The sequence below is a fragment of the Pseudomonas sp. KK18 genome, from assembly GCF_037094675.1.
GTDB lineage: Bacteria > Pseudomonadota > Gammaproteobacteria > Pseudomonadales > Pseudomonadaceae > Aquipseudomonas.
The window spans coordinates 3,045,864-3,071,023 of record NZ_CP146605.1 but is presented as its reverse complement, the minus strand read 5'-3'; the positions used below and the strand labels follow the sequence as shown (position 1 = coordinate 3,071,023).

23 protein-coding genes are annotated in these 25,160 nt (G+C 61.7%); 8 read left to right on the top strand and 15 right to left on the bottom strand.

What is annotated here, in order from left to right; all coding sequences use genetic code 11:
- Nucleotides 1–3 precede the first annotated feature (3 nt).
- Both V6607_RS13955 and V6607_RS13950 read left to right on the top strand, forming a co-directional pair.
- Entirely contained in the window at nucleotides 4–489 is a 486-nt protein-coding gene (locus V6607_RS13955; RefSeq protein ID WP_134326320.1) for a heme-binding protein, read from the top strand.
- Nucleotides 486–2,015 (top strand): MFS transporter, encoded by a 1,530-nt coding sequence (locus tag V6607_RS13950; RefSeq protein WP_134326319.1) that lies wholly within the window; start codon nucleotides 486–488, stop codon nucleotides 2,013–2,015. Before V6607_RS13955 ends, V6607_RS13950 begins: the two co-directional genes overlap by 4 nt.
- 151 nt (nucleotides 2,016–2,166) lie before the next feature.
- Here the strand turns inward: V6607_RS13950 and sohB are convergent, their stop codons facing one another.
- Nucleotides 2,167–3,192: a protease SohB gene (gene sohB, locus V6607_RS13945; RefSeq protein ID WP_008434663.1), complete on the bottom strand. Its 1,026-nt coding sequence runs from the start codon at nucleotides 3,190–3,192 to the stop codon at nucleotides 2,167–2,169.
- A gap of 193 nt (nucleotides 3,193–3,385) precedes the next feature.
- Here sohB and V6607_RS13940 point away from each other — a divergent pair, with 193 nt between their 5' ends.
- Together V6607_RS13940 and V6607_RS13935 are read left to right on the top strand one after the other, a co-directional pair.
- Nucleotides 3,386–4,096 (top strand): histidine phosphatase family protein, encoded by a 711-nt coding sequence (locus V6607_RS13940; protein ID WP_102605149.1) that lies wholly within the window; start codon nucleotides 3,386–3,388, stop codon nucleotides 4,094–4,096.
- Nucleotides 4,097–4,152: 56 nt separating this feature from the next.
- Entirely contained in the window at nucleotides 4,153–4,467 is a 315-nt protein-coding gene (locus V6607_RS13935; protein WP_087694874.1) for an SCP2 sterol-binding domain-containing protein, read from the top strand.
- Nucleotides 4,468–4,597: 130 nt separating this feature from the next.
- Here the strand turns inward: V6607_RS13935 and V6607_RS13930 are convergent, their stop codons facing one another.
- Entirely contained in the window at nucleotides 4,598–7,234 is a 2,637-nt protein-coding gene (locus V6607_RS13930; RefSeq protein ID WP_134326318.1) for a glucosidase, read from the bottom strand.
- Nucleotides 7,194–7,391, bottom strand: coding sequence for a hypothetical protein (locus tag V6607_RS13925; protein WP_134326317.1), 198 nt, complete (start codon nucleotides 7,389–7,391; stop codon nucleotides 7,194–7,196). The genes V6607_RS13930 and V6607_RS13925 overlap by 41 nt, the downstream gene beginning before the upstream one ends.
- 38 nt (nucleotides 7,392–7,429) lie before the next feature.
- Between V6607_RS13925 and V6607_RS13920 the strand changes: the two genes are divergently transcribed.
- Complete coding sequence (locus tag V6607_RS13920) at nucleotides 7,430–8,788, top strand: VOC family protein (RefSeq protein WP_134326316.1); 1,359 nt, start codon at nucleotides 7,430–7,432, stop codon at nucleotides 8,786–8,788.
- A 125-nt stretch (nucleotides 8,789–8,913) separates the two neighbouring features.
- On the opposite strand, the gene V6607_RS13915 is transcribed toward V6607_RS13920, so the two are convergent.
- Nucleotides 8,914–9,153 carry a DUF465 domain-containing protein gene (locus V6607_RS13915; protein ID WP_003215657.1) on the bottom strand — a complete coding sequence of 80 codons (240 nt, stop codon included), beginning with the start codon at nucleotides 9,151–9,153 and terminating at the stop codon, nucleotides 8,914–8,916.
- Nucleotides 9,154–9,342: 189 nt separating this feature from the next.
- Between V6607_RS13915 and tkt the strand changes: the two genes are divergently transcribed.
- Complete coding sequence (gene tkt, locus V6607_RS13910; protein ID WP_134326315.1) at nucleotides 9,343–11,403, top strand: transketolase; 2,061 nt, start codon at nucleotides 9,343–9,345, stop codon at nucleotides 11,401–11,403.
- Nucleotides 11,404–11,466: 63 nt separating this feature from the next.
- On the opposite strand, the gene V6607_RS13905 is transcribed toward tkt, so the two are convergent.
- From V6607_RS13905 to V6607_RS13855, 11 genes are all read right to left on the bottom strand, one after another.
- Nucleotides 11,467–12,228: an SDR family oxidoreductase gene (locus V6607_RS13905; protein WP_003215653.1), complete on the bottom strand. Its 762-nt coding sequence runs from the start codon at nucleotides 12,226–12,228 to the stop codon at nucleotides 11,467–11,469.
- A 43-nt stretch (nucleotides 12,229–12,271) separates the two neighbouring features.
- Nucleotides 12,272–13,099 carry a DMT family transporter gene (locus tag V6607_RS13900; protein WP_338743954.1) on the bottom strand — a complete coding sequence of 276 codons (828 nt, stop codon included), beginning with the start codon at nucleotides 13,097–13,099 and terminating at the stop codon, nucleotides 12,272–12,274.
- 75 nt (nucleotides 13,100–13,174) lie between these two features.
- The gene (gcvA, locus tag V6607_RS13895; RefSeq protein WP_087693730.1) at nucleotides 13,175–14,080 is read right to left on the bottom strand and encodes a transcriptional regulator GcvA; all 906 of its coding nucleotides are present in this window, start codon (nucleotides 14,078–14,080) and stop codon (nucleotides 13,175–13,177) included.
- A 70-nt stretch (nucleotides 14,081–14,150) separates the two neighbouring features.
- Entirely contained in the window at nucleotides 14,151–16,208 is a 2,058-nt protein-coding gene (locus V6607_RS13890; RefSeq protein ID WP_134326314.1) for a methyl-accepting chemotaxis protein, read from the bottom strand.
- A gap of 402 nt (nucleotides 16,209–16,610) precedes the next feature.
- On the bottom strand, nucleotides 16,611–17,768 hold the full coding sequence (gene argE, locus V6607_RS13885; RefSeq protein ID WP_003215645.1) for an acetylornithine deacetylase: 1,158 nt from the start codon (nucleotides 17,766–17,768) through the stop codon (nucleotides 16,611–16,613).
- Entirely contained in the window at nucleotides 17,765–18,442 is a 678-nt protein-coding gene (locus V6607_RS13880; RefSeq protein WP_008434686.1) for a DUF1028 domain-containing protein, read from the bottom strand. The genes argE and V6607_RS13880 overlap by 4 nt, the downstream gene beginning before the upstream one ends.
- A gap of 27 nt (nucleotides 18,443–18,469) precedes the next feature.
- Nucleotides 18,470–19,201 carry a class II aldolase and adducin N-terminal domain-containing protein gene (locus tag V6607_RS13875; RefSeq protein WP_008434687.1) on the bottom strand — a complete coding sequence of 244 codons (732 nt, stop codon included), beginning with the start codon at nucleotides 19,199–19,201 and terminating at the stop codon, nucleotides 18,470–18,472.
- Nucleotides 19,202–19,295: 94 nt separating this feature from the next.
- On the bottom strand, nucleotides 19,296–20,129 hold the full coding sequence (locus tag V6607_RS13870) for an ABC transporter substrate-binding protein (protein ID WP_023658745.1): 834 nt from the start codon (nucleotides 20,127–20,129) through the stop codon (nucleotides 19,296–19,298).
- 28 nt (nucleotides 20,130–20,157) lie between these two features.
- Nucleotides 20,158–21,030, bottom strand: a complete 873-nt coding sequence (locus tag V6607_RS13865) for a phytanoyl-CoA dioxygenase family protein (RefSeq protein ID WP_008434690.1) — start codon at nucleotides 21,028–21,030, stop codon at nucleotides 20,158–20,160.
- A 35-nt stretch (nucleotides 21,031–21,065) separates the two neighbouring features.
- On the bottom strand, nucleotides 21,066–22,583 hold the full coding sequence (locus V6607_RS13860) for an amino acid ABC transporter permease/ATP-binding protein (protein ID WP_003215631.1): 1,518 nt from the start codon (nucleotides 22,581–22,583) through the stop codon (nucleotides 21,066–21,068).
- Between the two features lie 380 nt (nucleotides 22,584–22,963).
- A complete protein-coding gene (locus tag V6607_RS13855) occupies nucleotides 22,964–23,938 on the bottom strand; it encodes a LysR family transcriptional regulator (RefSeq protein ID WP_008434694.1) in 975 nt (324 codons plus the stop codon).
- Between the two features lie 217 nt (nucleotides 23,939–24,155).
- Between V6607_RS13855 and V6607_RS13850 the strand changes: the two genes are divergently transcribed.
- Both V6607_RS13850 and V6607_RS13845 read left to right on the top strand, forming a co-directional pair.
- Nucleotides 24,156–24,590, top strand: coding sequence for a RidA family protein (locus V6607_RS13850; protein WP_003215629.1), 435 nt, complete (start codon nucleotides 24,156–24,158; stop codon nucleotides 24,588–24,590).
- A gap of 17 nt (nucleotides 24,591–24,607) precedes the next feature.
- Complete coding sequence (locus V6607_RS13845) at nucleotides 24,608–25,051, top strand: type II 3-dehydroquinate dehydratase (RefSeq protein ID WP_023658744.1); 444 nt, start codon at nucleotides 24,608–24,610, stop codon at nucleotides 25,049–25,051.
- The last annotated feature ends 109 nt before the right edge of the window (nucleotides 25,052–25,160 follow it).

Genomic DNA, 25,160 nt, shown 5'->3' with positions numbered 1-25,160 from the left:
CCCATGCTCGTCAAATCATTGGTCCTGGTGCTTGCCGGTCTTTGCACCGTGCCCGCAGCGCTGGCCGCAGAAGCCCCCGCAAGCATTGCCCACAAGGCAATCCTGAGCCTGGCAACGGCCCAGCAGATCGCCGCACACGCGCGCAAGGTCGCCGCCGACAAGGGCTGGCCCTGCGCCGTGGCCATCGTCGATGACGGTGGCTGGCCGATCCTGACGCTGCGCATGGATGGCGCTCCCGTGGTGGCCGGTATCGAGCTGGCCCAAGGCAAGGCGCGCACTTCAGCGCTCTTCAAGCGGCCGTCCGGGGACCTGGAAAACGCCATCAACAATGGCCGCCCGGCAGCCATCACCGCCGGCCTGTTGATGATGAAGGGCGCCCAGCCAATCATCCTTGAAGGCCAGGTAGTGGGCGCCATCGGCATCAGCGCAGATACTCCGGCCCACGATGACGAGATCGCCCTCGCGGCGGTGGCTTCGGTGCAGCCATGAGCAAGGTCAGCCCGCGCCTGACGCTGCTGACCGCCTCCGGGGTCTGTTCGCTGATCGTGCTCGACACCAATATCGTCGCCGTGACCCTGCCGAGCATCGCCCGGGACCTGGGGGCGAATTTTGCCGATATCGAATGGGTGGTCAGCGCTTATATGCTGGCCTTCGCCGCCCTGTTATTGCCGGCCGGAAGCATTGCCGACCGCTTTGGCCGCAAGAAGACCCTGGTCTGGGGCCTGGGTATTTTCATCCTCGCCTCCCTCGGCTGCGGTGCGGCGCCGAATGCGTTGTTCCTGGATATCGCTCGCGCCGTCAAAGGTGTCGGCGCAGCGCTGCTGCTGACCTCGGCCCTGGCCTCCATCGGCCATACCTTCCATGACGAAGTGGAACGCGCCAAGGCCTGGGCCTTCTGGGGCGCGTGCATGGGCGTGGCGATGACCGCCGCGCCGACCCTCGGCGGGTTGATTACCCAATACCTGGGCTGGCGCTGGATTTTCTATCTGAATTTGCCGGTCGGCCTGGTGCTGATGGGACTGGTGCTGCGCGCGATTCCGGAATCCCGCGATGCCCAGGCTGCAAGGCTCGACCCTTGGGGCAGCCTGAGTTTCAGTGCCAGCCTGCTGTGCCTGATCTGGGGTTTGATCGAAGCCAACCGTATCGGCTGGGACAACCCGCTGACTTATGCACGGCTGCTGGGAGGCGCTGCGTTGCTGGGTGTTTTTGTACTCGCCGAACGCCTGCAACAGCGGCCCATGGTCGACCTGCAACTGTTCAGGCACCCGCGCTTTATCGGCGCACTGCTGGGGATGTTCGCCTACGCCGGCTGTGCCCAGGTGATGATGACGCTGCTGCCGTTCTACCTGCAAAACGGCCTGGGCTTCTCCGCGATTGCCTCCGGGCTGGGCATGTTGCCGTTTGCCTTGACCATGTTGATTTGTCCGCGGATAGGCGCACGCCTGGCCGGCCGCTTTGCCCCGGCCACTCTGATGGCGACGGGGCTGGCGTTGGTGGGGTGCGGCAACCTGCTGAGTGCCTGGGCGGTCAATATCGGCGGCTATCTGCCGTTCGCCCTGGCGATTGCCGTCACGGGGGCCGGCGCGGGATTGCTCAATGGCGATACGCAGAAAAACATCATGGCCTGCGTGCCACGGGACCGCGCGGGGATGGCGTCGGGCATGAGCACCACCATGCGCTTCAGCGCGATCATGTTGGCGATCGGGGTGTATGGGGCGTTGTTGAGCAGCCATAGCGAACAGTTGCTGCACACGAGCATCGGCTCCCAGTGGCAGGAACAGGCGGCAGGGATTGCTTCACGGGTAGTGGCTGGCGATATGCCGGCGGCCATGGCGTTGCTGCCCGAGTCCGCGCGGGACACGGTGCAGCCACTGGCGCGGCAGGCGTTTGTCGGTGGGTTCAGCGTGGTGTTGTGGGTGGCGGGGTTGTTGGGTTTGCTGGGGGCGCTGGTGGTGGGCTCGTTGATGCGGCACCCCATACCGGCGGTGCCGCAGGTCTCTTTACTGACTCGATAATGCGACCACCACGACCCAATGTGGGAGCGGGCTTGCTCGCGAATGCGGTGGATCAGTCAATACATCTGTGACTGATCCACCGCATTCGCGAGCAAGTCGAATCGTCGCACCGCCGCTCCCACATTTTGATCTTCGACAGTCAGTTGAAGGGTTACCAGAAACGCTGCTGGGTCAGGCGACTCCACCAAGTCAGCAGCACCCGGTCTACCGAACCGCTGGCCGCCAGGCCCACCCGCTCCTGCAGGCTTTTACGCTCGGCATAGTGCAGGTGGAACACCTCGGCGGTCTTGGCCTTGGTCGCCAGGTATTCGTCGCTGGTTTGCAGCTGGTCCACCAGTTGCTTGTCCAGCGCCGCGACACCCAGCCAGACTTCGCCGGTGGCCACGTCATCAATCGCCAGCTGCGGGCGGTAGCGCGACACGAAGTTCTTGAACAGTTGATGGGTGATGTCCAGGTCTTCCTGGAACTTCTCGCGGCCCTTCTCGGTGTTTTCGCCAAACACGGTCAGGGTGCGTTTGTATTCACCGGCGGTCAGCACTTCGAAGTCGATGTCGTGCTTCTTCAGCAGGCGGTTGACGTTGGGCAACTGCGCCACCACGCCAATCGAGCCAAGGATGGCAAACGGTGCGCTGATGATCTTCTCGCCGATGCACGCCATCATGTAGCCGCCGCTGGCCGCGACCTTGTCGATGCACACGGTCAACGGCACGCCCGCCTCGCGGATACGCGCCAGTTGCGACGACGCCAGGCCGTAGCTGTGAACCATGCCGCCGCCGCTTTCAAGGCGCAGCACCACTTCGTCCTTGGGTGTGGCCAGGCTCAGCAGTGCCGTGATTTCATGGCGCAGGCTTTCGGTGGCCGAGGCCTTGATGTCGCCGTCGAAATCCAGCACGAACACCCGTGGCTTGGCTTCTGGCTTCTTCTTGCCCTTCTTCTTTTCGGCCTTGCCTTCAGACTTGCGCAGGGCCTTGAGCTGGTCCTTGTCGAGCAGGGTCTGCTCCAGGCGCTCACGCAAACCCTTGTAGAAGTCATTGAGCTTGCTGACCTGCAACTGGCCGGCAGCTTTGCGGCGGCCTTTGCTGCGCAGTGCGGCGAAACTGATCAGCACCACCAGGATGGCGACGACCAGGGTGACGGTTTTAGCCAGGAAAGTAGCGTACTCGGCCAGAAAATCCATGTGACTCCTTACAAGTGCAGTGCGCCAGGCGCGGATTGTCCAAGCATACCGACGCCACCGCCATGGGGCCAGTGATCAAACCGCCAGCAGCGGGCCTCTAACGACCTTTTAAAACAAGCGTATGTTTTTTCATTGACAGCTTCCCGGCATCCTCATAACCTCGCCAGACTTTCAACGTACCGGGAAAACGGACGTGGGCAGCATTTACCTGATTCGACATGGCCAGGCCTCCTTCGGTGCAGACGACTACGACGTGCTGTCGCCCATCGGTGTGCAACAGGCGCAAGTGCTGGGCCGCCACCTGGCGGAACTGGGCCTGGGCTTCGACCGCTGCGTGTCGGGCGACCTGCGCCGCCAGCAGCACACCGCCACCGCCGCCTTCGAACAATACAGCGCCCTCGGCCTGCCGGTACCCACGCTGGAAATCGACAGCGCGTTCAACGAGTTCGACGCCGAGGCGATCATCCGCGCCCTGCTCCCGGACTTGCTGCACAGCGAACCCGAAGCCCTGCATATCCTGCGCAACGCCGCGCAAAACCGTGGCGAATTCCAGCGCATCTTTTCCCTGATCATCGAACGCTGGCTGGCCGGCACCTACGACCCGCCGGGCCTGGAAAGCTGGCTGGGATTTGTCGAACGTGTCCAGGGTGGCCTGCAACGCATCCTCGAAGCCGCCGACAACCGTGACAAGATCGCCGTGTTCACCTCCGGCGGCACCATCACGGCCCTGCTCCACCTGATTACCCGAATGCCTGCCGCACAGGCCTTCGAACTGAACTGGCAAATTGTTAACACCTCGCTCAACCAGCTGAAATTCCGTGGTCGCGAGGTGGCACTGGCTTCCTTCAACAGCCATACCCACTTGCAACTGTTGAAGGCGCCGCAGCTCATCACTTTCCGATGAATTGCGGCCAACCGTGACCCCAAGGTCACTGGACTCACCATAAAAGGATCGAAACCATGACTGACGTAGCTAAAGCCGTAGAAGCAATGAAAGCCAAATTCAACCCAGCCGCTGCCGACGGCCTGGACCTGGTGTTCGGTTTCCGTATCGACGACACCCAGAACTTCTCGCTGGTTGTGAAAAACAACACCTGCGAACTGCTGGAAGGTGAAAACCCGGACGCCCAAGTCACCCTGGTGATGGACGGCGACACCATGAAAGGCATCGTCAGCGGCGAAACCGACGGCATGCAGGCATTCATGGGCGGCAAACTGCGCACTGAAGGCGACATGATGCTGGCCATGAAATTGAGCGAGCTGTTCCCGGCCTGATCAGGGCAACCCTGGCAAGACCCGTGTGGGAGCGGGCTTGCTCGCGAAAGCGGTGTATCAGCGCAGGATTTGTTGGCTGACCCACCGCTATCGCGAGCAAGCCCGCTCCCACATTTTGATTGTGCTGTTTTCAGGTTTTTGGCTGCAACAACAGCGCCACCAACGCACTCCACCCTGTCTGATGCGAAGCCCCCAACCCCCGCCCGGTCTCGCCATGAAAATACTCATGGAACAACACCAGGTCGCGGCTCGCCGGGTCCGCCTCCAACTGTGCATACCCCACCATCGACGGCCTCGAACCGTTCTCATCCCTCAGAAACAAACGCGTCAACCGCTGACTGAGCCCATCGGCAACCTCCTCCAGCGACGCCAGATACCCACTCCCCGCCGGATACTCCACCGAGAAATTATCCGCGTAGTACCGATGAAACTCCCGCAGCGACTCAATCAGCATGTAATTGACCGGCATCCACAAGGGCCCACGCCAGTTGGAGTTACCCCCATACAACCGCGAATCCGACTCTGCCGGCTCATAACGGGCACACAGCGTATTGCCATTCATCTTCAGCGCCAGCGGCTCTTCGGCAAACGCTTTCGACAGCGACCGCACACCAAACGTCGAGAGAAACTCAGACTCATCCAGCATGCGCCGCAGCAAATCCTTGGTTCGCTCACCCCGCAACAACGCCAGCAACAGCCGATTCCCCTGCCCCGGCTCGTTCCAGCGCGACACCAACTTGGCCAGGTCCGGCCGATGCTTCATAAACCCCAGCAACCGCTCGCGCAGCCCCTCCAGCCCTTCATGCTCGCGCTGCTCCAGCACCAGCACCGCAAACAGCGGCATCAGGCCGACGATAGAACGCAGCCGCACCGGCTCACTTTCACCGCCCGGACGATGCAGCACGTCATAGAAAAACTGATCCTGCTCATCCCACAAGCCGTCAGCGCCATCGTCAACGCGGTTGATCGCCCCGGCGATGTACAGGAAGTGCTCAAAGAACTTCACCGCGATATCCACATACACGACATTGCGCTTGGCCAACTCCAGACCGATACGCATCAGGTCCAGCGCGTACGCCGCAACCCACGCTGTGCCGTCCGCCTGGTCCAACTGATAACCCGGCGGCAAATCAGCCGAGCGATCGAACAGCGCAATGTTGTCCAGCCCAAGAAATCCGCCCTGGAACAGGTTGCGGCCCTCGGCGTCCTTACGGTTAACCCACCAGGAAAAATTCAGCAGCAGCTTGTGGAAGATCCGCTCCAGGAAATCCATGTCGCCCACGCCATTCAGCGCCTTGTCCTGCTGATACACCCGCCAACTGGCCCAGGCATGCACCGGCGGGTTGGCGTCGTCAAAACGCCACTCGTAGGCCGGCAACTGACCGTTGGGGTGCATGAAGCGGTCTTTCACCAACAGCAACAGTTGCTGCTTGGCGTAACCGGGGTCGATCAGGGCAACGGCCACCGCCTGGAACCCCTGGTCCCAGGAGGCATACCACGGATATTCCCAGGTGTCGGGCATCGAGAGAATGTCGAAATTCGACAAGTGCCGCCAATGGGTATTGCGGATATGCAAACGCTCGGGCGGCGGCGCGGGCTGGGCCGGATCGCCGTCGAGCCATTGATTCACGTCGAAGTAGTACAGCTGCTTGGACCACAACAACCCCGCCAGAGCCTGGCGCTGCACGTTGCGTGCGTCTTCATCGGCGATGTCCTGCTGCAGCGCCGCGTAGAAATCATCAGTCTCCTGACGGCGTTCTTCGAACAGCTTGCGCGCATTGATCCACGGCGCCTCCGCCGGGGCGAAGCGCAGGTACAGGGTTTTGCTTTCCTGGCCCGCCAGTTCCAGGATGAAACGCGCGGCCACTTTCGTGCCCGAATCCCGGCGAATCGCCGATTCCAGGCCCGTAGTCACATAGTCGTTGATCCCGTCCTTGAACGGCCCCGGCGCCGGTTGCCCGTCCAGCCTGGGGTAGTTGGTTTCGTTCTCGCAGAACAGCCATTCCACCCCGTCCTGGCCCCAGGCACTGAGGTGGCGATCGAACAGCTCATGGTGCCGCGCCACCACCTGTTCGCCCTCCAGGCGCAACTCGGGCCTGGGCGCATCGTGGGTCCAACTCCAGTCGTTGCGCGCCCACAGGTGCGGCAACACCTGCAGGCGTGTGGATTGGTCCGAACGGTTGTGCACGGTAATGCGCATGAACACATCATCGGGCTGGTGCTTGGCGTATTCGACGGTGACATCGCAATAGCGGTTGTCTTCGAAAACCCCGGTATCGAGGATCTCGTATTCGGCATCTCCAAGGCCACGGCGGGCGTTCTCGGTGATCAGGTCATCGTAGGGAAAGGCCGCGTGAGGGTATTTGTAGAGCATGCGCATGTAGGCATGGCTCGGCACGCCATCGACGAAAAAGTACAGTTCCTTGACGTCTTCGCCGTGGTTGCCCTCGGCGTTGTTCAGGCCGAACAGGCGTTCCTTGATGATCGCGTCGCGCTCGTTCCACAGCGCCAGGCCCAGGCACCAGCGCTGGGCCTTGTCGCTGAAGCCCGCCAGGCCATCCTCGCCCCAGCGGTAGGCGCGGCTGCGGGCATGTTCGTGGGGGAAGTAGCGCCAGGCATCGCCGTCGGCGCTGTAGTCTTCGCGCACCGTGCCCCATTGCCGCTCGCTCAGGTAGGGGCCCCAGTCACGCCAGCGCTCGCCGTCAGGCTTGGCCAGGCGCTGGCCTTCAATCGTTTCCAGAATGTTCGTCGCAGGCTGTGCCGTCATCGAGTCTTCCGTCGCGTTCAGAGGTGACGGCCAGTGTAGAGCCCTTATACGGTGAGATGCACGTGAAGCTGGCGTCATCCAGCTCATTCATTTGCAGAATGAAGTCCAGAGGAATCTTCGTTTGCAAGGCGCCGGCAGGCCCAACAAAATCAGGCATCCGTGCTTTTCCTCTCTATAGCCGCCAGGAATTTTTCTATGCCCACCGTCAGCCCTGACGAGATTCGCAAAGGCTTCTCCAAAGCCATGTCCGACATGTACCGTGATGAAGTGCCGCTGTATGGCGCACTGATGGAACTGGTGGCCGAGACCAATGCCCGGGTGCTGGAAACCGACACCGCGCTGGCGCACCAACTGAAGCGCACCGGGGAAATCCAGCGCCTGGACAGGGAGCGCCACGGCGCCATCCGCCTGGGCACCGCTGAAGAACTGGCCACCATCAGCCGCCTGTTTGCGGTGATGGGCATGCAGCCGGTGGGCTATTACGACCTCACGCCGGCCGGGGTACCGGTGCACTCCACCGCCTTTCGCGCCGTGCATGAAAGCGCCCTGCAAACCAGCCCCTTCCGGGTGTTCACTTCGCTGCTGCGCCTGGAGCTGATCGAAAACCCGGAACTGCGGGCCTTCGCCCAGTCAGCCCTGGCCAAGCGTTCGATCTTCACCCCACGCGCCCTTGAGTTGATCCAGCAAGCCGAAGCCGACGGCGGCCTCGACGTCGCCCATGCCGAAGAGTTTATCCAGCAAGCCCTGGAAACCTTCCGCTGGCACCACACCGCCACCGTCACGGCCGCGCAATACCAGCAACTGAGCGACCAGCACCGGCTGATCGCCGACGTGGTCGCCTTCAAGGGCCCGCACATCAACCACCTGACACCGCGCACCCTGGACATCGACCAGGTGCAGGCCGCGATGCCCGGCAAAGGCATCACCCCCAAGGCCGTGATCGAAGGCCCGCCCCGCCGCCAGTGCCCGATCCTGCTGCGCCAGACCAGCTTCAAGGCCCTGGATGAAGCCATTGCCTTTACCGATGCCAAGGGCAGCCACAGCGCGCGCTTTGGTGAAATCGAACAACGCGGCGTGGCGCTGACCCCCAAGGGCCGCGCGCTGTACGACCAATTGCTGAATGCCGCACGGGATGAATTGGGCGCGTTTCCGAATGAGGCCAATGCCGGGCGCTACACCGAATTGATGGAGCAGCACTTCCAGGCGTTTCCCGATAATTACCAGCAGATGCGTGAGCAGGAGCTGGCGTACTTCCGCTACTTCGTAACCGAGAAAGGCTTGGCCGCCCAGGACAAGTTTAAAACCCTGGACGAACTGATCGCCGCCGGCCACGTGGACGTGGAGCCGTTGGTGTACGAAGATTTTCTGCCGGTGAGTGCGGCGGGGATTTTCCAGTCGAACCTGGGGGATGCGGCGCAGAGTCACTACGCGGCCAACTCCAACCAGGCCGAGTTTGAAAAGGCCTTGGGTCGCCAGACTATCGACGAGTTGAAGTTGTACGGTGAAACCCAGCAGCGCTCGATTGACGAATGCAAGCGCGCGCTGCTGGCTTGAAAGAGAGAGTTCGCCCGGCCACAGCGCATTCCATGCGCCGTCTAAGAGCCCCAGTGCCGGGCGAACGGTTGGCATGATAGGCAGCGGCGGTGCTGCTGTCTTTCGGGCAATTCTGAACAAATCTTCTACTTGGCCGTCGCTTTCTCCAGTTGCTCGACGATCTTGTCTTTGATCAACAGGCGTTTCTTCTTCAGCTTCTCCAGCTCCTCGTCACCGCCGCTTGAGGACTCAAGCTCCAGCACCTCCTTGTCGGCGCTGTCGTATTGGTGGAGCAGCGAATCCAATCGGTTATCGCTCGCCCTGCGTTCATGAATAGCTTCCTTGCTCAAACCCAGGTCCTGATACAGGTCGTGTTTCACTGGCATGGAGTACCTCCGCAAGTTGATCATTGACTGAATACCCCTTGAAGCTAGCCCATCCGGCGGGCTCTTGTCATGTTTGAGATCAACCTGTCGCGTTTGCGTCCCCGTTCGTCGCGGGGCAGACGATTTCATAAAACCTTTGGCGCACGCTGCCCTCCACTGTAGATCGTCACCCGATGGAGAACAGGTTCCATGAATCACGCTGCCAACGCTGTCGACACCCAGTGCATCAACACCATTCGTACCCTCGCCATGGACGCTGTGCAAAAGGCCAACTCCGGCCACCCCGGCACGCCCATGGGCCTGGCGCCCGTCGGTTACACCTTGTGGAGCCGCTTCCTGCGTTATCACCCCGAGCACCCCGACTGGCCCAACCGTGACCGTTTCGTATTGTCGGTGGGCCATGCCTCGATGCTGTTGTATTCGCTGCTGCACCTGGCCGGTGTGGTGGAGATTGATGCCCACGGCAAGCGCTCCGGCCAACCGGCCATCAGCCTGGACGACATCAAGCAGTTCCGGCAGATGAGCTCCAAAACCCCCGGCCACCCCGAATACCGCATGACCACCGGTGTGGAAACCACCACCGGCCCCCTCGGCCAGGGGTGCGCCAACAGCGTCGGCATGGCCATGGCCGAGCGTTGGCTGGCCAAGCGTTTCAACCGTGACGACCAGGTGCTGTTCGACTACAACGTCTACACCCTGTGCGGCGACGGCGACATGATGGAAGGCATCAGCAGCGAAGCCGCGTCCATCGCCGGGCACTTGAAGCTGGAGAACCTGTGCTGGATCTACGACAACAACACCATCAGCATCGAAGGCCACACTGAACTGGCCTTCAGCGAAGACGTGATCAAGCGTTTCCAGGCTTATGGCTGGCACACCTTGCACGTCACCGATGCGAACAACCTGCTGGCCCTGAGCGACGCGCTGAGCACGTTCCAGAAAAACACTGGGGCACCGACGCTGATCGTGGTCGACAGCGTGATCGGCTATGGCTCGCCCCACAAGCACAACACCGCGTCGGCCCATGGCGAGCCTTTGGGCGAAGAAGAAATCCGCCTGACCAAAGCCGCGTACGGCTGGCCCGAAGACTCAAGCTTCCTGGTGCCGGATGAAGCGCGCACGGTCCTGCGGGATGCACTGCTCAAGCGCAGCAAGCCGCTGTATGAGCAATGGACCGAAACCCTGTCCCATCTCGAACAGTACGAACCGGAACTGGCCGATGAACTGCGCCGCATGCGTGCCGGCGAGATGCCCGAGCATTGGCAGGAGCAACTGCCGAGCTTTGCCACTGATGCTAAGGGCGTCGCCAGCCGTGCCGCCGGGGGCGAGGTGTTGAATGCGTTTGCCAAGCAGATCCCGTGGCTGCTGGGGGGCTCGGCAGACTTGTCGCCGTCCACCAAGACCAACCTGACGTTCGACGACGCCGGGCGCTTCAGCGCCGAGAACTACGGCGGGCGCAACCTGCACTTCGGCATTCGTGAACATGCCATGGGCGCGATTGCCAACGGCATGGCGCTGTCATACCTGCGGCCCTACACCTCGACCTTCCTGGTGTTCAGCGACTACATGAAACCGCCGATTCGTCTCGCGGCGATCATGGAACTGCCGGTGGTGTTCGTGTTTACCCATGACTCGATTGGTGTCGGCGAAGACGGCCCCACTCACCAGCCCATCGAACACCTGACCCAACTGCGGGCCACCCCGGGTTTGCTGACCCTGCGCCCGGGCGACGCGAATGAAACCCTGGAAGCCTGGAAGATCGCCCTGGCCCAGACCCATCGGCCGACCTGCGTGGTGCTGTCGCGGCAGAACCTGCCGACCCTGGACCGCACGAAATACGCAGCGGCGACGGGTACATCCCGTGGTGCTTATGTGCTGGCCGGCGCCGATAAGCCCCAGGTGATCCTGATGGCCACCGGCAGTGAAGTCAGCCTGGCGGTGGAAGCCTATGAGCAACTGAAGACTGAAGGCGTGGCGGCGCAAGTGGTGTCGATGCCGAGCTGGGAACTGTTCGAAGAACAGGACCAGGCCTACCGCGACAGCGTGCTGCCACCCGCAGTGAAGGCACGACTGGTGGTGGAACAGGCCGGCCCGTTGGGTTGGGACCGCTACGTCGGGCAGACCGGGGCCAAGGTGGTGATGAACAGCTTTGGCGCCTCGGCACCCTTGGCCAAGTTGCAGGCCCAGTTCGGCTTTACCCTGGAGAATGTGGTGAAGCTGGCGAAGGAGCAAGTCAGGCTCAACAGCTGACCCAGTGCATGCATGCCGGGCGCGGCCTACCGAGGGAAACCTCGGTAGGCCGCGCCCTGCTGCTCATTTCCCGCCGGTGACATCCAGGAACGTACCGGTGATGAAGGACGCCTCGGCGCCTGCCAGCCACAGGATCGCCCGAGCCACTTCTTCAGGCTGACCGCCGCGGCCCATGGGGATCGAATCCTTCACGCGATCAACCCGCCCTGGCTCCCCGCCACTGGCGTGAATGTCGGTGTAGATATGCCCCGGGCGGATGCAGTTGACGCGTATTCCCTCCCTGGCCACTTCCTTGGCAAACCCGATGGTGAAGGTCTCGAGAGCCCCCTTAGATGCGGCGTAGTCGACATATTCGTTGGGGCTGCCCAGTCGGGCGGATGCCGACGAGATATTGATCACGGCACCACCCCGCCCCTGGTGACGAAACGACATGCGCTTCACCGCTTGCTGGGCACACAGCATCGGCCCGATCGCGTTGACCGCGAAAATCCGCTGCATCCGCTCGAACGGCAAGTCTTCGACCCGGGACTGCAACGCGTTGATCCCGGCGTTGTTAACCAGCACATCGATGCGCCCGAACGTCCGATCTATCGCCGCAAATAACTGGACGACCTGCTCCGGGTCTGCGCTGTCCGCGCGTACGGCCAACGCCCGGCGCCCTGCCGCTTCTACATCCGCCACCACCGCGAGGGCGGCAGACTCATCGGAAACGAAGCTGATCGCCACGTCATAACCTTGTGCGGCGGCCAGCCGCGCGGTGGCGGCGCCAACGCCACGACTTCCACCTGTTATCAGAATCAGCGGTGCCTGCGGGACGGTATCCATTGCGCGAACCTTCATGTGGTGGTGGAAAATGCTTTGCCTGCTGTCAGCCGATCAGGATGGTGCCCGTGGCAATCACCACGCACGCCAGCACCTTGCGGACCGTCAGTGTCTCGCCCAGGAAGAAATAGCCGATCAGTGCCGCAAACAGCACGCTGGTCTCGCGCAAGGCCGAGACCGCGCCCATGGGCGCACCGGCCATGGCATAGATAATGATTCCGTAGGCCAGGAGCGACACCAGCCCACCGGCGAAGGCCGTGAAAAACCCGGGCCGCAGGCTGAACAGACTTTTCGGGCCCCGCAGGCCGATATACACCGCCGGCATCAACACGCCCCACAAGGCGCACATCCATACCGTGTAGGCCATCGGCGCACCCGACAGGCGCGCGCCGATGCCGTCTGTCACGCTGTAGGCGGCAATGAAACAGCCGGTGCCCAGGGCGTATGGCAGGCTGGGAACGGCGAGCCGGCGCCCCCTGAACGCCAGGGAAATGATGCCGCCCGACACCAGGGCAATGCCCAGAAGCGAGCTGGCCGAGACACTCTCCCCGGCAAACACGGCGGCACCCAAAGTGATCAGCACCGGCGAGGAGCCCCGTGAAATCGGATAGGTCTGCCCCAGGTCTCCGACTTTGTAGCTGCGCACCAGGAACAGGTTGTAGCCCACGTGCAGCACCGCTGACAGCACCACATAAAACCAGCTGGCTGGCGCCGGAGGGTTCAGGAACACCGCAACGCCGCCACTGGCGATAGCGACCGCCAGGCACATCACCGTCATCGACCAGAGCCGGTCGGCGCCGCCACGCAGCAGCGCATTCCAACTGGCGTGCAGTAAGGCAGCGAAGAGGACCAAGAGAATAATGGGATAAGGCATGCGCCCATCCTAAGCAAACCGGCGCCTTAACTGAAGCGAAGTCTGCTCATTGAAGAATGAGCAAATCCTCATGCTTTATTCGTAAGCCAGTCCGGCGTTTACGGCTTCCTGCATCAGCCAATCACGAAAGCTGACGATATGCGGCTGGGACTCGATGCCTTTGGGGCAGACAAAGTAATAAGCGACCGGTGACGGGAACGGCACATCGAACAGCCTCACCAGGCTGCCATCGCTCAGCTCTGACTCCACATGCCCACTGCGCGCCAATGCAATGCCCTGGCCGAGCAAAGCCGCCTCGATCGTCATGTTGGTGTCCGCAAACCTGACACTTTCCTTGAGCGGCGCAATCGCGAGCCCGACGTGCTGGAACCATACTTCCCACTTCGGCACCAGGTCGGCGCCGTCGCGCATCAGCAAGGGATAGCGCAGCAATTCGGCGGGTGTGTGTGGCCGGCCAAAGCGTTTCAACAGATCGGGACTGGCCACCGGAAAAATCTGCTCGCGGAACAGGAACTCCGAGTACAGCGCCGGGTAATTCCCGTTGCCCAGGCGGATCGCAACATCAGCCTCCGCGCTTGAAAAGTTGATGATCTTGTCGCTGGAGTCGAGGGTGACCAATATTTCAGGGTGCCGTTGGGCCAGGCTCGGCAATCGGGGCAGCAGCCATTTCAGCGCGAAGGAATAGGTGGTACTGACCTTGAGCCGGACCCTGCCCTTTTGCTCGCGCAGGTCCGCGAGTGTCGCCTCAAGGTTCATGAAAAACTCGCGCACGATCGGCGCAAGGGCTGCTCCGGCAGGCGTCAGGCTGAGTGACTTGCCCCGCTGGAACAACTGCAACCCCCAGAGTTCTTCAAGGTGTTTGAGCTGATGGCTGACGGCACTCTGGGTGACATGCAACTCTTCTGAAGCCGAAGTGAAGGTTGCGTGGCGTGTGGCAACCTCAAAGGCGCGCAATGTCGAGGTGGGTGGCAGGTCTCTCATGGCATTGCTTCACCGTTTATGAATAGATGCTCATGATAGAACATCTATCCATTGCGCTGTAGGCCGCCCCTCAACCCAGCTGGAACCGCGCCGTGTTGTCGCTCAACGCCCGGCTGCCCTTGCTCAACATATCCGCCGCCTGGTTCACCGCCCGCGCGCCGTCGAGCAAGCGCCCGGCGGCCTGGTCAACCTGCTGGATATTGCCGCTCACTTCATCCGCCGTCGCTGCCTGTTCCTCAACCGCCGTGGCGATCTGCGCCAGGGTGTCAGTGACGCTCTGCACCGCGCTGGCGATCTCCCCCAGGCGATGACCCAGGCCCGTGACGGACTCGGCATCGGTCACCGCCTGCTCACAGGCCACGCCCATCAGGGTGACCGCCTGGCTCACCGTCGCGCGCAAACTGTCGACCGTGCCGGCGATCTGCGCCGTGGAGGCCTGGGTCCGTTGCGACAGGCTGCGCACTTCATCGGCTACCACCGCAAATCCCCGCCCCTGTTCACCGGCCCGCGCAGCCTCGATGGCAGCGTTCAGCGCCAGCAGGTTGGTCTGCTCGGCGATACCCCGAATGGTGTCAACCACCGACTGGATCTGCTGGCCCTGCTGGCTGACGCGCTCCAATGCATCGGAGGTGTCGGTCAAGCGCTGGTTGAGTTGCTGGATACTCGCGGTGGTGCGCTGGCTGTCGCGGCTGCTGTCCTCGGCAATCTGCCGGGTTTTCTGCGCGCTGCCGGAGGCCTGCTCGCAGCTCTTGGCGACGCCCATGGAGGTCGCGGCCAACTGTGTGGCGGCCGCTGCAATCTGGCTGATCTGCTGTTGCTGGTCTTCCACTTCGGTCAGCGTGCTGCCCGATTGCGAATTGAGTGTCAGCACCGCAGAGCCCAACTGCTGCGTCTCGTGATTGACCCCCAGCAGGCTGGTGCGCAACTGCACCACCGCCACGTTGAGCGCCGTGCTGATGGCCGCCAGTTCATCGCGCCCTTCCACCGCCACTTCAACGCACAGATTACCGTCACGCAGGGATTCGGCCAGGGTGGTGATGCTGCTGGCACTGCGGCGAATCGATGCCTGCAAGCACACGAACAGGTACAGGGCTGCCAGGGCCAGCACGCTGAACGTCACCGCCACCGGGATGAATTGCTTGAGCGAGCTGTCGCGGTAGTAACCCAGGCGCGCGTCCAGCGAGGTCAGCGACTGTTTACGCAACGCGCCGAGGGCGCCAAGCATGCCATCCACACTGCGTTCGAAGCCGGTGGTATCGAGCTTGATGGTGCCGCCGAACACGCCTTCGTCCAGGGTCTTCAGTTCGTTGTCCAGCAGTTGCAAGCTGTCGTCGTATGGCGCGATCCAGGTTTGCAGCCCCGGGTATTGCTTGGCCTTGAGGGATGCGGCGGCCTTGACCAACTGGTCCCTTGCATCGCCGATGCGACCGCGCAAATCACGCATCTGCAAACGGCTTTGCAGGGTGAACTGCCCCGATGCGATGGATGACTGCCCGACGCTCGCCATACGCCCGATACGCTCGATCAGGTCGGGGGTTTGCTGGGTGGAAATCTGCATCAGCAAATAGGTTTCAAGCCACGGATCGAGGATCAACCCGGTGTCCATAGTGATCTGTTCGCGCAGGGTTTGCATCGCGCTCAGCGCAGACGTGAAGCGGTCATAACCATCCGGCCACCAGCCCACGGTGCGCAGGGGTTGGGAATCCATGCCGGTGACCGAGGCTTGCAATGCCTCAAAACGTGCAAGGGTGTCCGGGCGGGCGTTCTGGACTTTGAGGGCCTCGCCCAGGGCCTGCACGCTTTGCAGGATCAGCGGGAAATTGGTATCGACCGCAGTCATGGCCGCCTTGGCCGCGGGTGTCTGGTCGTGGAGGATGTCGGCGGCTTTCCAGCGCGCCGCCAGGTTGCGCTGGGCGGTCAGTTGGGCGTCCAGGGCATCCAGCGCCAGCAGTTCGCGCACCCCGGATTGCTCATTGGAAATCACCGTCAGCTTGGTGCGGTACTCCTGCGCGATCATCCACAGGCTGCCCGCCAGGGGCAGCATGAACAGGAAAAACAGGATCTGGAACTTGCGCGCGAATCCAAAACGTCCGAGCAGGCGGATACCTGGCGACAACACACTTTGCATGTCCGACTACTCCTAGAACCACTCGCCTGTGCGGCGAATCAAGCTTTGAAATGATTGACGGCAAAATGCCATGTCATTGATTAAGCTGGCTCTAGCAAGAAACGGACCGCTGTTGTCGGGCCCGCTGGATAGGCGGGACGTCGTGCAAAACACGCTGTGCCGTGCGCGAAAATGGGGCGAAAGCACTCAGCGCAGGTGGCAGAACGGTAACCGTCTGACCAATACCGCAAGCGTGAGGGCGGCCGACAACCTGTGGCGAGGGAGCTTGCTCCCGCTGGGCTGCGAAGCGGCCCCAAAACAGGCACTGGTAGTCCGTCAGGTCGATATCGATTGCAGGGTTTAGGGCTGCTTCGAAGCCCAACGGGAACAAGTTCCTTCTCCACAGGATGGGTGCTTGCTGAATCAGGATTGCCGACTGGCAAACACCAACACTTTCTCCAGCATCCGGTCACAGGCCTCAAGCTGCGCAACGCTGATGAACTCGTCAGGCTTGTGCCCCTGGTCCATGCTGCCCGGTCCACATACCACGGTGGGAATGCCCGCCTGATCAAACAGCCCGCCTTCGCTGCCGAACGCCACTGTGCCGTATGCCTGAGAGCCACAGAAGTCGGCAACCCATTCAGCCGCCTGGCTCTGCGCTGATGTCGACAACCCTGGGTAACTCGACAGCTCACTGAAGTGGATTGCACACTGCCCGCTCACCGCCTGCATCGCGGGCAATAAGGTGTGCTCGGCGTAACCCCGCAGTTGGTCCGCGACGTGCCAGAGATTCTGTGCGGGCAGTGAGCGCACTTCGAAGTCGAAGCTGCAGTTTTGCGGGACGATATTCAGGGCGTTGCCACCGGCAATCATGCCGGTTTGCACGGTGGAGAACGGCGGATCAAAACTCCCGTCGTGATGTTGCGGCGCCTTGAGTTCTTCACCGAGCCGGCCCAGTTCGATGATCAACAGCGCGGCATATTCGATGGCGTTCACACCCGACGGCGCATACGCCGAATGGCACGCCGCGCCATGTACCTCGCAACGCATCGCCAGCTTGCCCTTGTGGCCCAGCACCGGCTTGAGTTCGGTCGGTTCGCCGATCACGCACAGTAACGGCTTGACGGTTTTTGCATGGAACGCTTCGATCAGCGACCCCACGCCCAGGCAGCCCACCTCTTCATCGTAAGACAGCGCGATATGCACCGGCATGCGCAGCGGTGCCTGCACCAGCGCCGGTACGCTGGCCAGCACGCAGGCGAGGTAGCCCTTCATGTCGGCGGTGCCACGCCCGTACAGCTTGCCATCCTTCTCGGTCAGTTCAAACGGCGCAACGCTCCAGCACTGACCGTCTACAGGTACTACGTCGGTATGGCCCGAAAGCACGATACCGGGCACCTCCGCCGGACCTATGGTGGCCAACAGATTGGCTTTGCTCTTTTGCTCGTTGAACAACAATTCACAGCTCACGCCATGGTGCTGCAAGTAGTTGCGCACGAAGTCGATCAGGGCGAGGTTGGATTCGCGGCTGGTGGTGTCAAAGCTGACCAGGTGCGCCAGCAGGTCACGGCTGCGGCTCATCGGTCATCTCCCGGCACCGCGTAGCCAGGGGCGCTTTGCGGGTTGATGGCGCGGTCGATATAGTCCTGCATTTGCCCGCGATAGGCCTGCCAGAGTTGGTCCAGGGTGCCGATCGGATCCACGTCGGCCCAGTCCACCCGCAGGTTGACGATGGGCCACAGGTGGTCACCGACCACCACCAGCGCGGCAGAATGTACTGGCCCCGCCTCGCCGCCTCCCGCCGCCCCCGCCTGCATGGAGGCGAGCAACCGGTCGGCGAGATGCCCGGGCGTATCTTCGAAGGCGCGCACCATGGCTTCGATCACACCGGTATTCGCCAGCATGTTCCCTGCCGCCACGCATTGCTCGCCGCTGACCGCGTGGTGGATGCCCAGGGTCTGCGCGCCGCTGAAGTGTGCGGTTCGGCCAGTGCTATCGATCACTGTCACCTGGCGATATTCGCTACGGCTCTGCGGGGTGAGCGCGGTGGCCAGCGCCTCGCTCGGGGCCATGCCCTGGGCCAAAAGGTCCAGGGTTTGCGGGCCGAGGGCCGGCAACGTGATGTTCTGCGACGCCACCGCGCCCACGCCGGGGCGCAGCCACGGGCAACGGGCGCCCACGGCAATGCTCGACGAGCTGATAGCGATACCCAACTGGCCGGTTTCGGCACAGCGGGCGACAACCGAAAAGGTCATGGGGGTTCCTGCCTGTGAGGGGTGAAATCAGTCGAGCAACGAAGGGTCGGCGTCGATCATCAACTGCTTCATTTCTTCAAAATGCCGTTGCGAGAAATCCGTGATGCCTTCCCATCCCCGCGCGGTCTTTTCAGCCACTTCGTCAGACAGTATCCGCAGCGGCTGGCCGGTGGACCACGCCGTGACGAGGATCTGGCAGGCGCGCTCCAGGGTCCAGATATCATCGAATGCCTCGCCGATGGAGGTGGCTGTGACCATCACCCCATGGTTGCCCATCAACAAGCGGCTCTTGCCATCCAGCAAACCGGCGAGGCGCTCGCCCTCGGCCTCGGTGTCGGCCATGCCACCGTACAGCTCGTCCACCGCCACGCGATTGAAATAGCGCGCGGTGTTCTGGTCGATCGCAGGGATATGCGGCTTGGCCAGGCAGGCTACCGCCGTGGTGTACACCGGGTGCAGGTGCAGCACGGCGCGGGTTTGCGGCAACAGCCGGTGAATCTGCCCGTGGATCGACCAGGCGGTAGCGTCTACCTCCGGATGATCGGCACCGCCGGCGTCGTCGGCATTCAACAGCAGCATGTCACTGGCGCGGATACGCGAGAAGTGCTTCCACTTCGGGTTGAGCAGGAACTGTTTGCCGTCGGCCGACACCGCCGCGCTGAAATGGTTGGCCACTGCCTCATGCATGCCAAGGTGCGCAACGATGCGGAAAGTTGCCGCCAGGTCGATGCGGGTTTGCTCTTCAAGTGATAACGCCATGTAGCTTTCTCCGCAGGACAAGTACCCCATAATCTGTAGTGAGCAAGCTCGCTCGCCACAGGTATGGCGTGTTCCTTAAGTGAACAGTTTCCGGTCAGGACTTCGGCATCAGCTCGGCGATGTCGGCATCGGTAGGCGCCTGGAAGTTGTATTTCTTGAGCAAGGCGGCGTATTCAGGGGTGGCGCTGAACTTCTTGATGCCTTCGATCAAGGCGTTCTTGACCTCGTCATTGCCCTTCTTCACACCAAAGCCGTTCAACACCGGGTAGATCAAGGTATCGGAAGAAATCACCACGCGCCCGCCGAGTTTTTCCACTGCGCCACGGGCCACGGCCGCATCGGTGATCTGCGCTTCAACAGCATGAGCCAGCAAGGCCTGGGTGGTTTGCGGGTCGGTACTGTACTCGCTGATCGCGATCGGCTTCAGCCCTTTCTTCACACAGTACTCATCCGACAGCTTGTGCATCTGCGCCAGCCAGGAGGTGGCGCCCATAGAGCCGATCTTGTGGCCGCAGAACTCTTCAGGGGTCTTGGGCTGGAAGTCGCTGCCCTTGAGCGTCAGGATCGACTCACCGCTTTTCAGGTAGGGAATCATATCGATGACTTTCACCCGTTCGGCGGTGATGTACATCGAAGAGTTGGTCACGTCGAATCGCCCCGCCTGCAGGCCGGTGATCAGGTTGGGAAAGCGCGTGTCGAGGGTCTCGACGGTGCGCCCCATGGTCTTGGCCAGGCCATCCATGAATTCGATATCAAAGCCGGCGGGCTTGTTGTTATCCATGTATTCATAGGGAAAGAAGGTCACATCGGAACCTGCGACGATTTTCCCGTCTTTCTGGAAAGCCGAAGCCGCCAACGACGTCATTGCAACCGCAGCGCCCAGCAGGCACACGGCAATAGGGCGAGCAATCATCTGAAACGCTGTCATGGTAATACCCTGCAAGGTGAGAAGAAGGTTAGGCAGTGACTGAATCCTGGCCGGCCTGTTGCACAAAGAAAGAGGCGCCACGGGGCTTCTGCGGCAAGCGCAGGTGGTTTTCCGTGGAACGCACCAGCCCACTTTCTTCACCGGCCACTATCAGGCCGGCGTGCGCGCTGGGCAGCGGGTTTTCGCCGAATGGAAGCGCGTCTTCAGCGGCGTAGACGCTGATGAACAGGGTGCGCGGCAGTTCGGTCTCGTTAGGGCTTGAAGCGTGCAAAAGACGGGTGTGCATGAAGCACACGGAACCGGCCGGGCCATAACAGGCGACCGGGTCGTGGCACAGGTCGTCGACCACCGTGTCGTCCACCGAACCGGTGAAACGCTGGTCGCGCCAGTGGGACCACAACGGGCCTTTGTGGCTGCCGGGAATCACATTCAACGGGCCATTCTGCGGTGTGACTTCACTGACCATCAGCAAGGCCGTGACGATGTCGTCATTGCTGTGGGGCGTGAACAGGAAGTCCTGGTGCCACTTCACCTGCGTGGCGGTGTGGGGCAGTTTCGAGTTGATCTTGCTGTGATGAAAACGCGTGCCGCCGCCCCCGATCAGTTGCGCGGAGATCGCTGCCATCCGCGAATGCAACGCCACACGCTGGTATGCCGGCGAAATTTCGGTGGGCGAACTCACTCGGCGCAGCGAGGGATGATCCGGGCGATGGTCGCCTTCCAGGTCGAAACGCGCACGGCCATCTGCCGTTTCACCCCAGCCCTGTTCGTGGCTGCGGCTGTCTTCTACCCACTGGTCGAAGTCGTGCTGCAACGCGGCGACTTCTTCAGCCGACAGCACGTCTTGCACCACCAGAAAACCGTCCCGGTGAAACTGTTCAATTTGCGCTTGCTCGATCATGTTGTGGCTCTCTTGTCGCTCGAACGTTAAAGGAGTTACGCCAGCGAGACGTCCTTGAGGAACGCCTCCACACGTGGGTTTTCGCCGCTGCGCAGCGCCTGCGGCGTGTCGTCGCACACCACACGGCCTCTCTCCATGAACACGATCCGGTCGGAGACCTTGAACGCGAAATTCATCTCATGGGTGACGATCACCATGGTGATGCCTTCCTGGGCCAGGGCCTCGATGACCTGCAGGACTTCGTTGACTTTTTCCGGGTCCAGGGCCGAGGTGGGCTCGTCAAACAGCATGATTTGCGGGCGCATCATCAGGGCGCGGGCGATGGCCACGCGCTGCTGTTGGCCACCGGAAAGCTGATGCGGGTACTTCCAGGCGTGATCGAGCATGCCGACCTTGTGCAGCAGCGCGTAGGCTTGTTGCTTCAGCTCATCCAGCTTGCCGAGGTGGTGGTACTTCGGCGCCATCAGCAAGTTGTCGAGCACGCTCAGATGCGGGAATAGATTGAAGCTCTGGAACACCATGCCGATGTTCAGGCGATGCTCGGCGTGCTCGACATACTGCGGCTTCTGCGCGCCGACTTTGTTCAGGTGAATAAAGGGTTGGCCGTTGATCTGGATCTCGCCGTTGTCCAGTTGCTCAAGACCGTTGAGCAGGCGAATCAGGGTGGTTTTTCCGGAGCCCGAAGGCCCGATCACCGACACTACTTCGCCGGGCTGGATCTGCAGGTTGACCGAGCCCAGTACCTCTACATCGTTGTAGGCCTTGTGCAGCCGGCTGGCCTGCAGCGCCGGGCCTTCGGTACTGACAGGGCGTTGCAGGGCGACGTGCTGTCGGGTCGCCAGCGCCAGCACCTCGGCATCAGGTACCCGGGACACGTTGCGTTGATTGACGTCGAGAAAACGCTCGAGCCGTTTGAGCAGGAAGTCGAACACCGTGACGATGAACACGTAGAAAAAAGCCACCGCCGCCATCGTCTCGATCACCAGGAAATTCTGCGAATACAGGCGCTGGCCGACCATCAGGATCTCGGTCAGCGAAATCACCGACACCAACGAGGTCAGCTTGACGATGGAGATGTATTCGTTGGCCAGCGACGGCAGCGCCACCCGCAATGCCTGCGGGATCACCACCCGCCACTGGATCCCGAAAAACTTCAGCCCCAGTGCCCGCGCGGCCTCGCCCTGACCTTTGGGAATCGACAGCAGGCCGCCCCGGTGAATCTCAGCGACATAGGCGGTTTCGCAGATCACCAGCGCCAGCAGGCCGGCCCAGAACGGGTCCGCCAGAATCACCGACGTGGCGGGAATCGCCTGTGGCAGGTTGTAGATGAAGATCAGCAGCACCAGCAGCGGCAGGCTGCGGAACAACCAGATATAGCCACGCGCCGGCAGGCTAATCAGCGCGTGCTTTGACTGCTTGGCCAGGGCCAGCAGGAAGCCCAGCGCGATACTCAGGACCCATGTCAACGAACTGAGCTGGATGACCGTCCATGTCGCCCGCCAGAACTCGGCATCGGCCAGCAAACCAAACATGTAATTCCAGTTGAAAGTCATCGTCACTGTGCTCGACAAAAAAATGAAAATGCCCACCGAATGCTCAACGTGAAGGTCGAACCCTGATCTGCACCGATGGACTGAGATTCGTGGGGAGAGGCCCTTGGGGTCAATTCGTAAAAGCCGGCCTATTGGGTAGGGAGAACCTACGCAGCGTCACCGTTCCCTGGGTGACGACTGGACTGGTAAAACAGCCTGTCTCTTAATGGGGCGACACCTCGCCCATCAGGCAATCAGCGCCACATCTTGGTGCGAAGCAAACGCGATCCCCTGTGGGAGCTGGCTTGCCTGCGATAGCATCGCCCCGGTGTACCTGGAAGACCGAGGTGCCTGCATCGCAGGCAAGCCAGCTCCCACAGAAAAGCAGGAAAGCACGCGGCTCAGCCCGCGCCGTTCAGGGTGCGCACCGCATGGGCATCAAAAAAGCTCGGGGCCGCCATGCCCGGGATGTACTGGTCTGAAACGAACATGCGGCAACGCTCGGCAAACGCCGACACCACGCGGGACAATTGGGTATTGCTCGCCGTGGCATAGCCCAGCTGCATGGGCCGGTGCGGGCCGGACAAGCGCAGGCGGATCAAGCGCTTGCCGTCCTGGGAAAGATTGGCTTTGGGCCGGGCATTCGCGAAGGAATAGCCGATGCCATTGGCAACCATCGAGCGCACGGTTTCAAGGTTGCTGGAGCGCATGATGATGTTCGGTGTGGTACCGGCCTGCATAAAGAAGCTGAGGAAATATTCCCGACTCCAGGGCGTGTCCAGCAGCACCACCGGGTAATCCTCAAGGTCGAGCATGCTCACCGCCGACAGGCTTGCGAGCGGGTGGTACTCACCCACCATCACATACGGCGGTAATTGCGCCAGCGGCTGGAAGTCGATGTCGTCACTGGTCACCAGGTCGTAGGTCAGGGCGATATCGATCTCGGCGCTGCGCAGTTTTTCCAGCATTTCCTCGTGGTTGCCCTCCACTTGCGTGAGGCGTACACCTGGAAACGCGCGGCCAAAACCAAACACCAGCTCAGGGGTGATCATCGGCGCCAGCCACTCCAGGCAACCCACCCGCAGCGGTCCGCGCACGGTGTTCAGCGACTCGGAAGCGATGGTGTAGAGGTTGGTCATCTGCTCCAGGATCAGCTTGGCCTCCTGCATCACCTGGCGCCCCACTGCCGTGAGGGAAATGCCCTGGGCGTGATGCCGCACAAACAGCTGGATGCCCAACTCGGCCTCCATGTGGGTGATCGCAGCCGAGATAGACGGCGACGACACATGAATGCGCTCAGACGCCGCACTGATGCTGCCTGCCTCACCGGAAGCCACGAAATATTCCAGTTGGCGCTGGGTAATACGACTGAGCATCACGCCTCCACATCATCAATAAGCTGACGCCAAGCCGGCGCCGCCTGCCTCAAACACAGCGTTGCATGGTTCATGCCGATTGCTGTTTTAGCCCGACGCTGACGCCGGCGGATGGCGCTTCGGTTTTGCCTAAGCATTACCTCGCGCAAATGCTGGTTTCGCGCGGGCGAGGCCAATGTGAAGCTGGATTTATTCCGCGCCTCATGAGTTGCCAGCAATGCCCACCCATACCCGTATCCGCATGTTCAACACCAAGCAGACCTACCCCAACCAGGCGCTGGACAACGACCTGTGCCAGGCCGTGCGCGCCGGCAATACCATTTATGTACGTGGCCAGATCGGCACGGACTTCGACGGCAACCTGATCGGCCTCGGCGACCCGCGCGCGCAAGCCGAACAGGCAATGAAAAACGTCAAGCAACTGCTGGAGGAAGCCGGTTCCGATTTGTCGCACATCGTGAAGACCACCACCTACCTGATCGACCCGCGCTACCGCGAACCGGTGTACCAGGAGGTCGGCAAATGGCTCAAGGGCGTGTTCCCGATCTCCACCGGCCTGGTGATTTCGGGTCTGGGCCAGCCGGAGTGGTTGATGGAGATCGATGTGATTGCGGTGGTGCCGGATGACTGGAACCCCAACCAGCAACCATGAGCCACCTGGAGCTTGCCATGCCCCGCACTGTGTATTTCCTCAACGGCCCCAACGCCAACCTGTACGGTCTGGACAAGAACGGCACCTACGGCAGCGAAAGCTTCGCCAGCATCGAAGCGTGCTGCCAGCGCCACGCGATCGAACTGGGCCTGACCCTGGATTTTCGCCAGAGCAACCATGAAGGGGTGCTGGTGGACTGGATTCAGGAGGCCCGGCTCAACGCCGACGCGGTGATCATCAACGCCGCCGGCCTGACCTACAGCTCGGTGCCGATTCTCGATGCGCTGCTGGCGTTCGACGGCCCGATCATCGAAGCGCACATGAGCAACATCTGGAAGCGCGAGGCTTTCCGTCATCACTCCTATGTGTCCAAAGCCGCCACCGGCGTGATCGCAGGCCTCGGCGCGCTGGGCTACCGCCTGGCCCTGACGGCGGTGGCCGAGCTGCTGGAGGCCGATTGAAGGGCTTTGGTTTTGCCTAACCTCTACGTTCAAAAAGCATAATTTCCGGCTGGCGGTTGCTTGATCACACTGATACCGGTCGATGGTCGCTTATCTTTAGGAAGCTCAC

Coding starts and splice junctions, on each gene's coding strand:
- V6607_RS13860 (WP_003215631.1), bottom strand. CDS start 22,583: ATGACTTTCAACTGGAATTACATGTTTGGTTTGCTGGCCGATGCCGAG.
- V6607_RS13870 (WP_023658745.1), bottom strand. CDS start 20,129: ATGACAGCGTTTCAGATGATTGCTCGCCCTATTGCCGTGTGCCTGCTG.
- V6607_RS13875 (WP_008434687.1), bottom strand. CDS start 19,201: ATGGCGTTATCACTTGAAGAGCAAACCCGCATCGACCTGGCGGCAACT.
- V6607_RS13850 (WP_003215629.1), top strand. CDS start 24,156: ATGCCCACCCATACCCGTATCCGCATGTTCAACACCAAGCAGACCTAC.
- V6607_RS13900 (WP_338743954.1), bottom strand. CDS start 13,099: ATGCCTTATCCCATTATTCTCTTGGTCCTCTTCGCTGCCTTACTGCAC.
- gcvA (WP_087693730.1), bottom strand. CDS start 14,080: ATGAGAGACCTGCCACCCACCTCGACATTGCGCGCCTTTGAGGTTGCC.
- argE (WP_003215645.1), bottom strand. CDS start 17,768: ATGAGCCGCAGCCGTGACCTGCTGGCGCACCTGGTCAGCTTTGACACC.
- V6607_RS13935 (WP_087694874.1), top strand. CDS start 4,153: ATGACTGACGTAGCTAAAGCCGTAGAAGCAATGAAAGCCAAATTCAAC.
- V6607_RS13930 (WP_134326318.1), bottom strand. CDS start 7,234: ATGACGGCACAGCCTGCGACGAACATTCTGGAAACGATTGAAGGCCAG.
- V6607_RS13880 (WP_008434686.1), bottom strand. CDS start 18,442: ATGACCTTTTCGGTTGTCGCCCGCTGTGCCGAAACCGGCCAGTTGGGT.
- V6607_RS13925 (WP_134326317.1), bottom strand. CDS start 7,391: ATGCCTGATTTTGTTGGGCCTGCCGGCGCCTTGCAAACGAAGATTCCT.
- V6607_RS13890 (WP_134326314.1), bottom strand. CDS start 16,208: ATGCAAAGTGTGTTGTCGCCAGGTATCCGCCTGCTCGGACGTTTTGGA.
- V6607_RS13920 (WP_134326316.1), top strand. CDS start 7,430: ATGCCCACCGTCAGCCCTGACGAGATTCGCAAAGGCTTCTCCAAAGCC.
- V6607_RS13905 (WP_003215653.1), bottom strand. CDS start 12,228: ATGGATACCGTCCCGCAGGCACCGCTGATTCTGATAACAGGTGGAAGT.
- V6607_RS13865 (WP_008434690.1), bottom strand. CDS start 21,030: ATGATCGAGCAAGCGCAAATTGAACAGTTTCACCGGGACGGTTTTCTG.
- V6607_RS13845 (WP_023658744.1), top strand. CDS start 24,608: ATGCCCCGCACTGTGTATTTCCTCAACGGCCCCAACGCCAACCTGTAC.
- tkt (WP_134326315.1), top strand. CDS start 9,343: ATGAATCACGCTGCCAACGCTGTCGACACCCAGTGCATCAACACCATT.
- V6607_RS13855 (WP_008434694.1), bottom strand. CDS start 23,938: ATGCTCAGTCGTATTACCCAGCGCCAACTGGAATATTTCGTGGCTTCC.
- V6607_RS13915 (WP_003215657.1), bottom strand. CDS start 9,153: ATGCCAGTGAAACACGACCTGTATCAGGACCTGGGTTTGAGCAAGGAA.
- V6607_RS13950 (WP_134326319.1), top strand. CDS start 486: ATGAGCAAGGTCAGCCCGCGCCTGACGCTGCTGACCGCCTCCGGGGTC.
- sohB (WP_008434663.1), bottom strand. CDS start 3,192: ATGGATTTTCTGGCCGAGTACGCTACTTTCCTGGCTAAAACCGTCACC.
- V6607_RS13955 (WP_134326320.1), top strand. CDS start 4: ATGCTCGTCAAATCATTGGTCCTGGTGCTTGCCGGTCTTTGCACCGTG.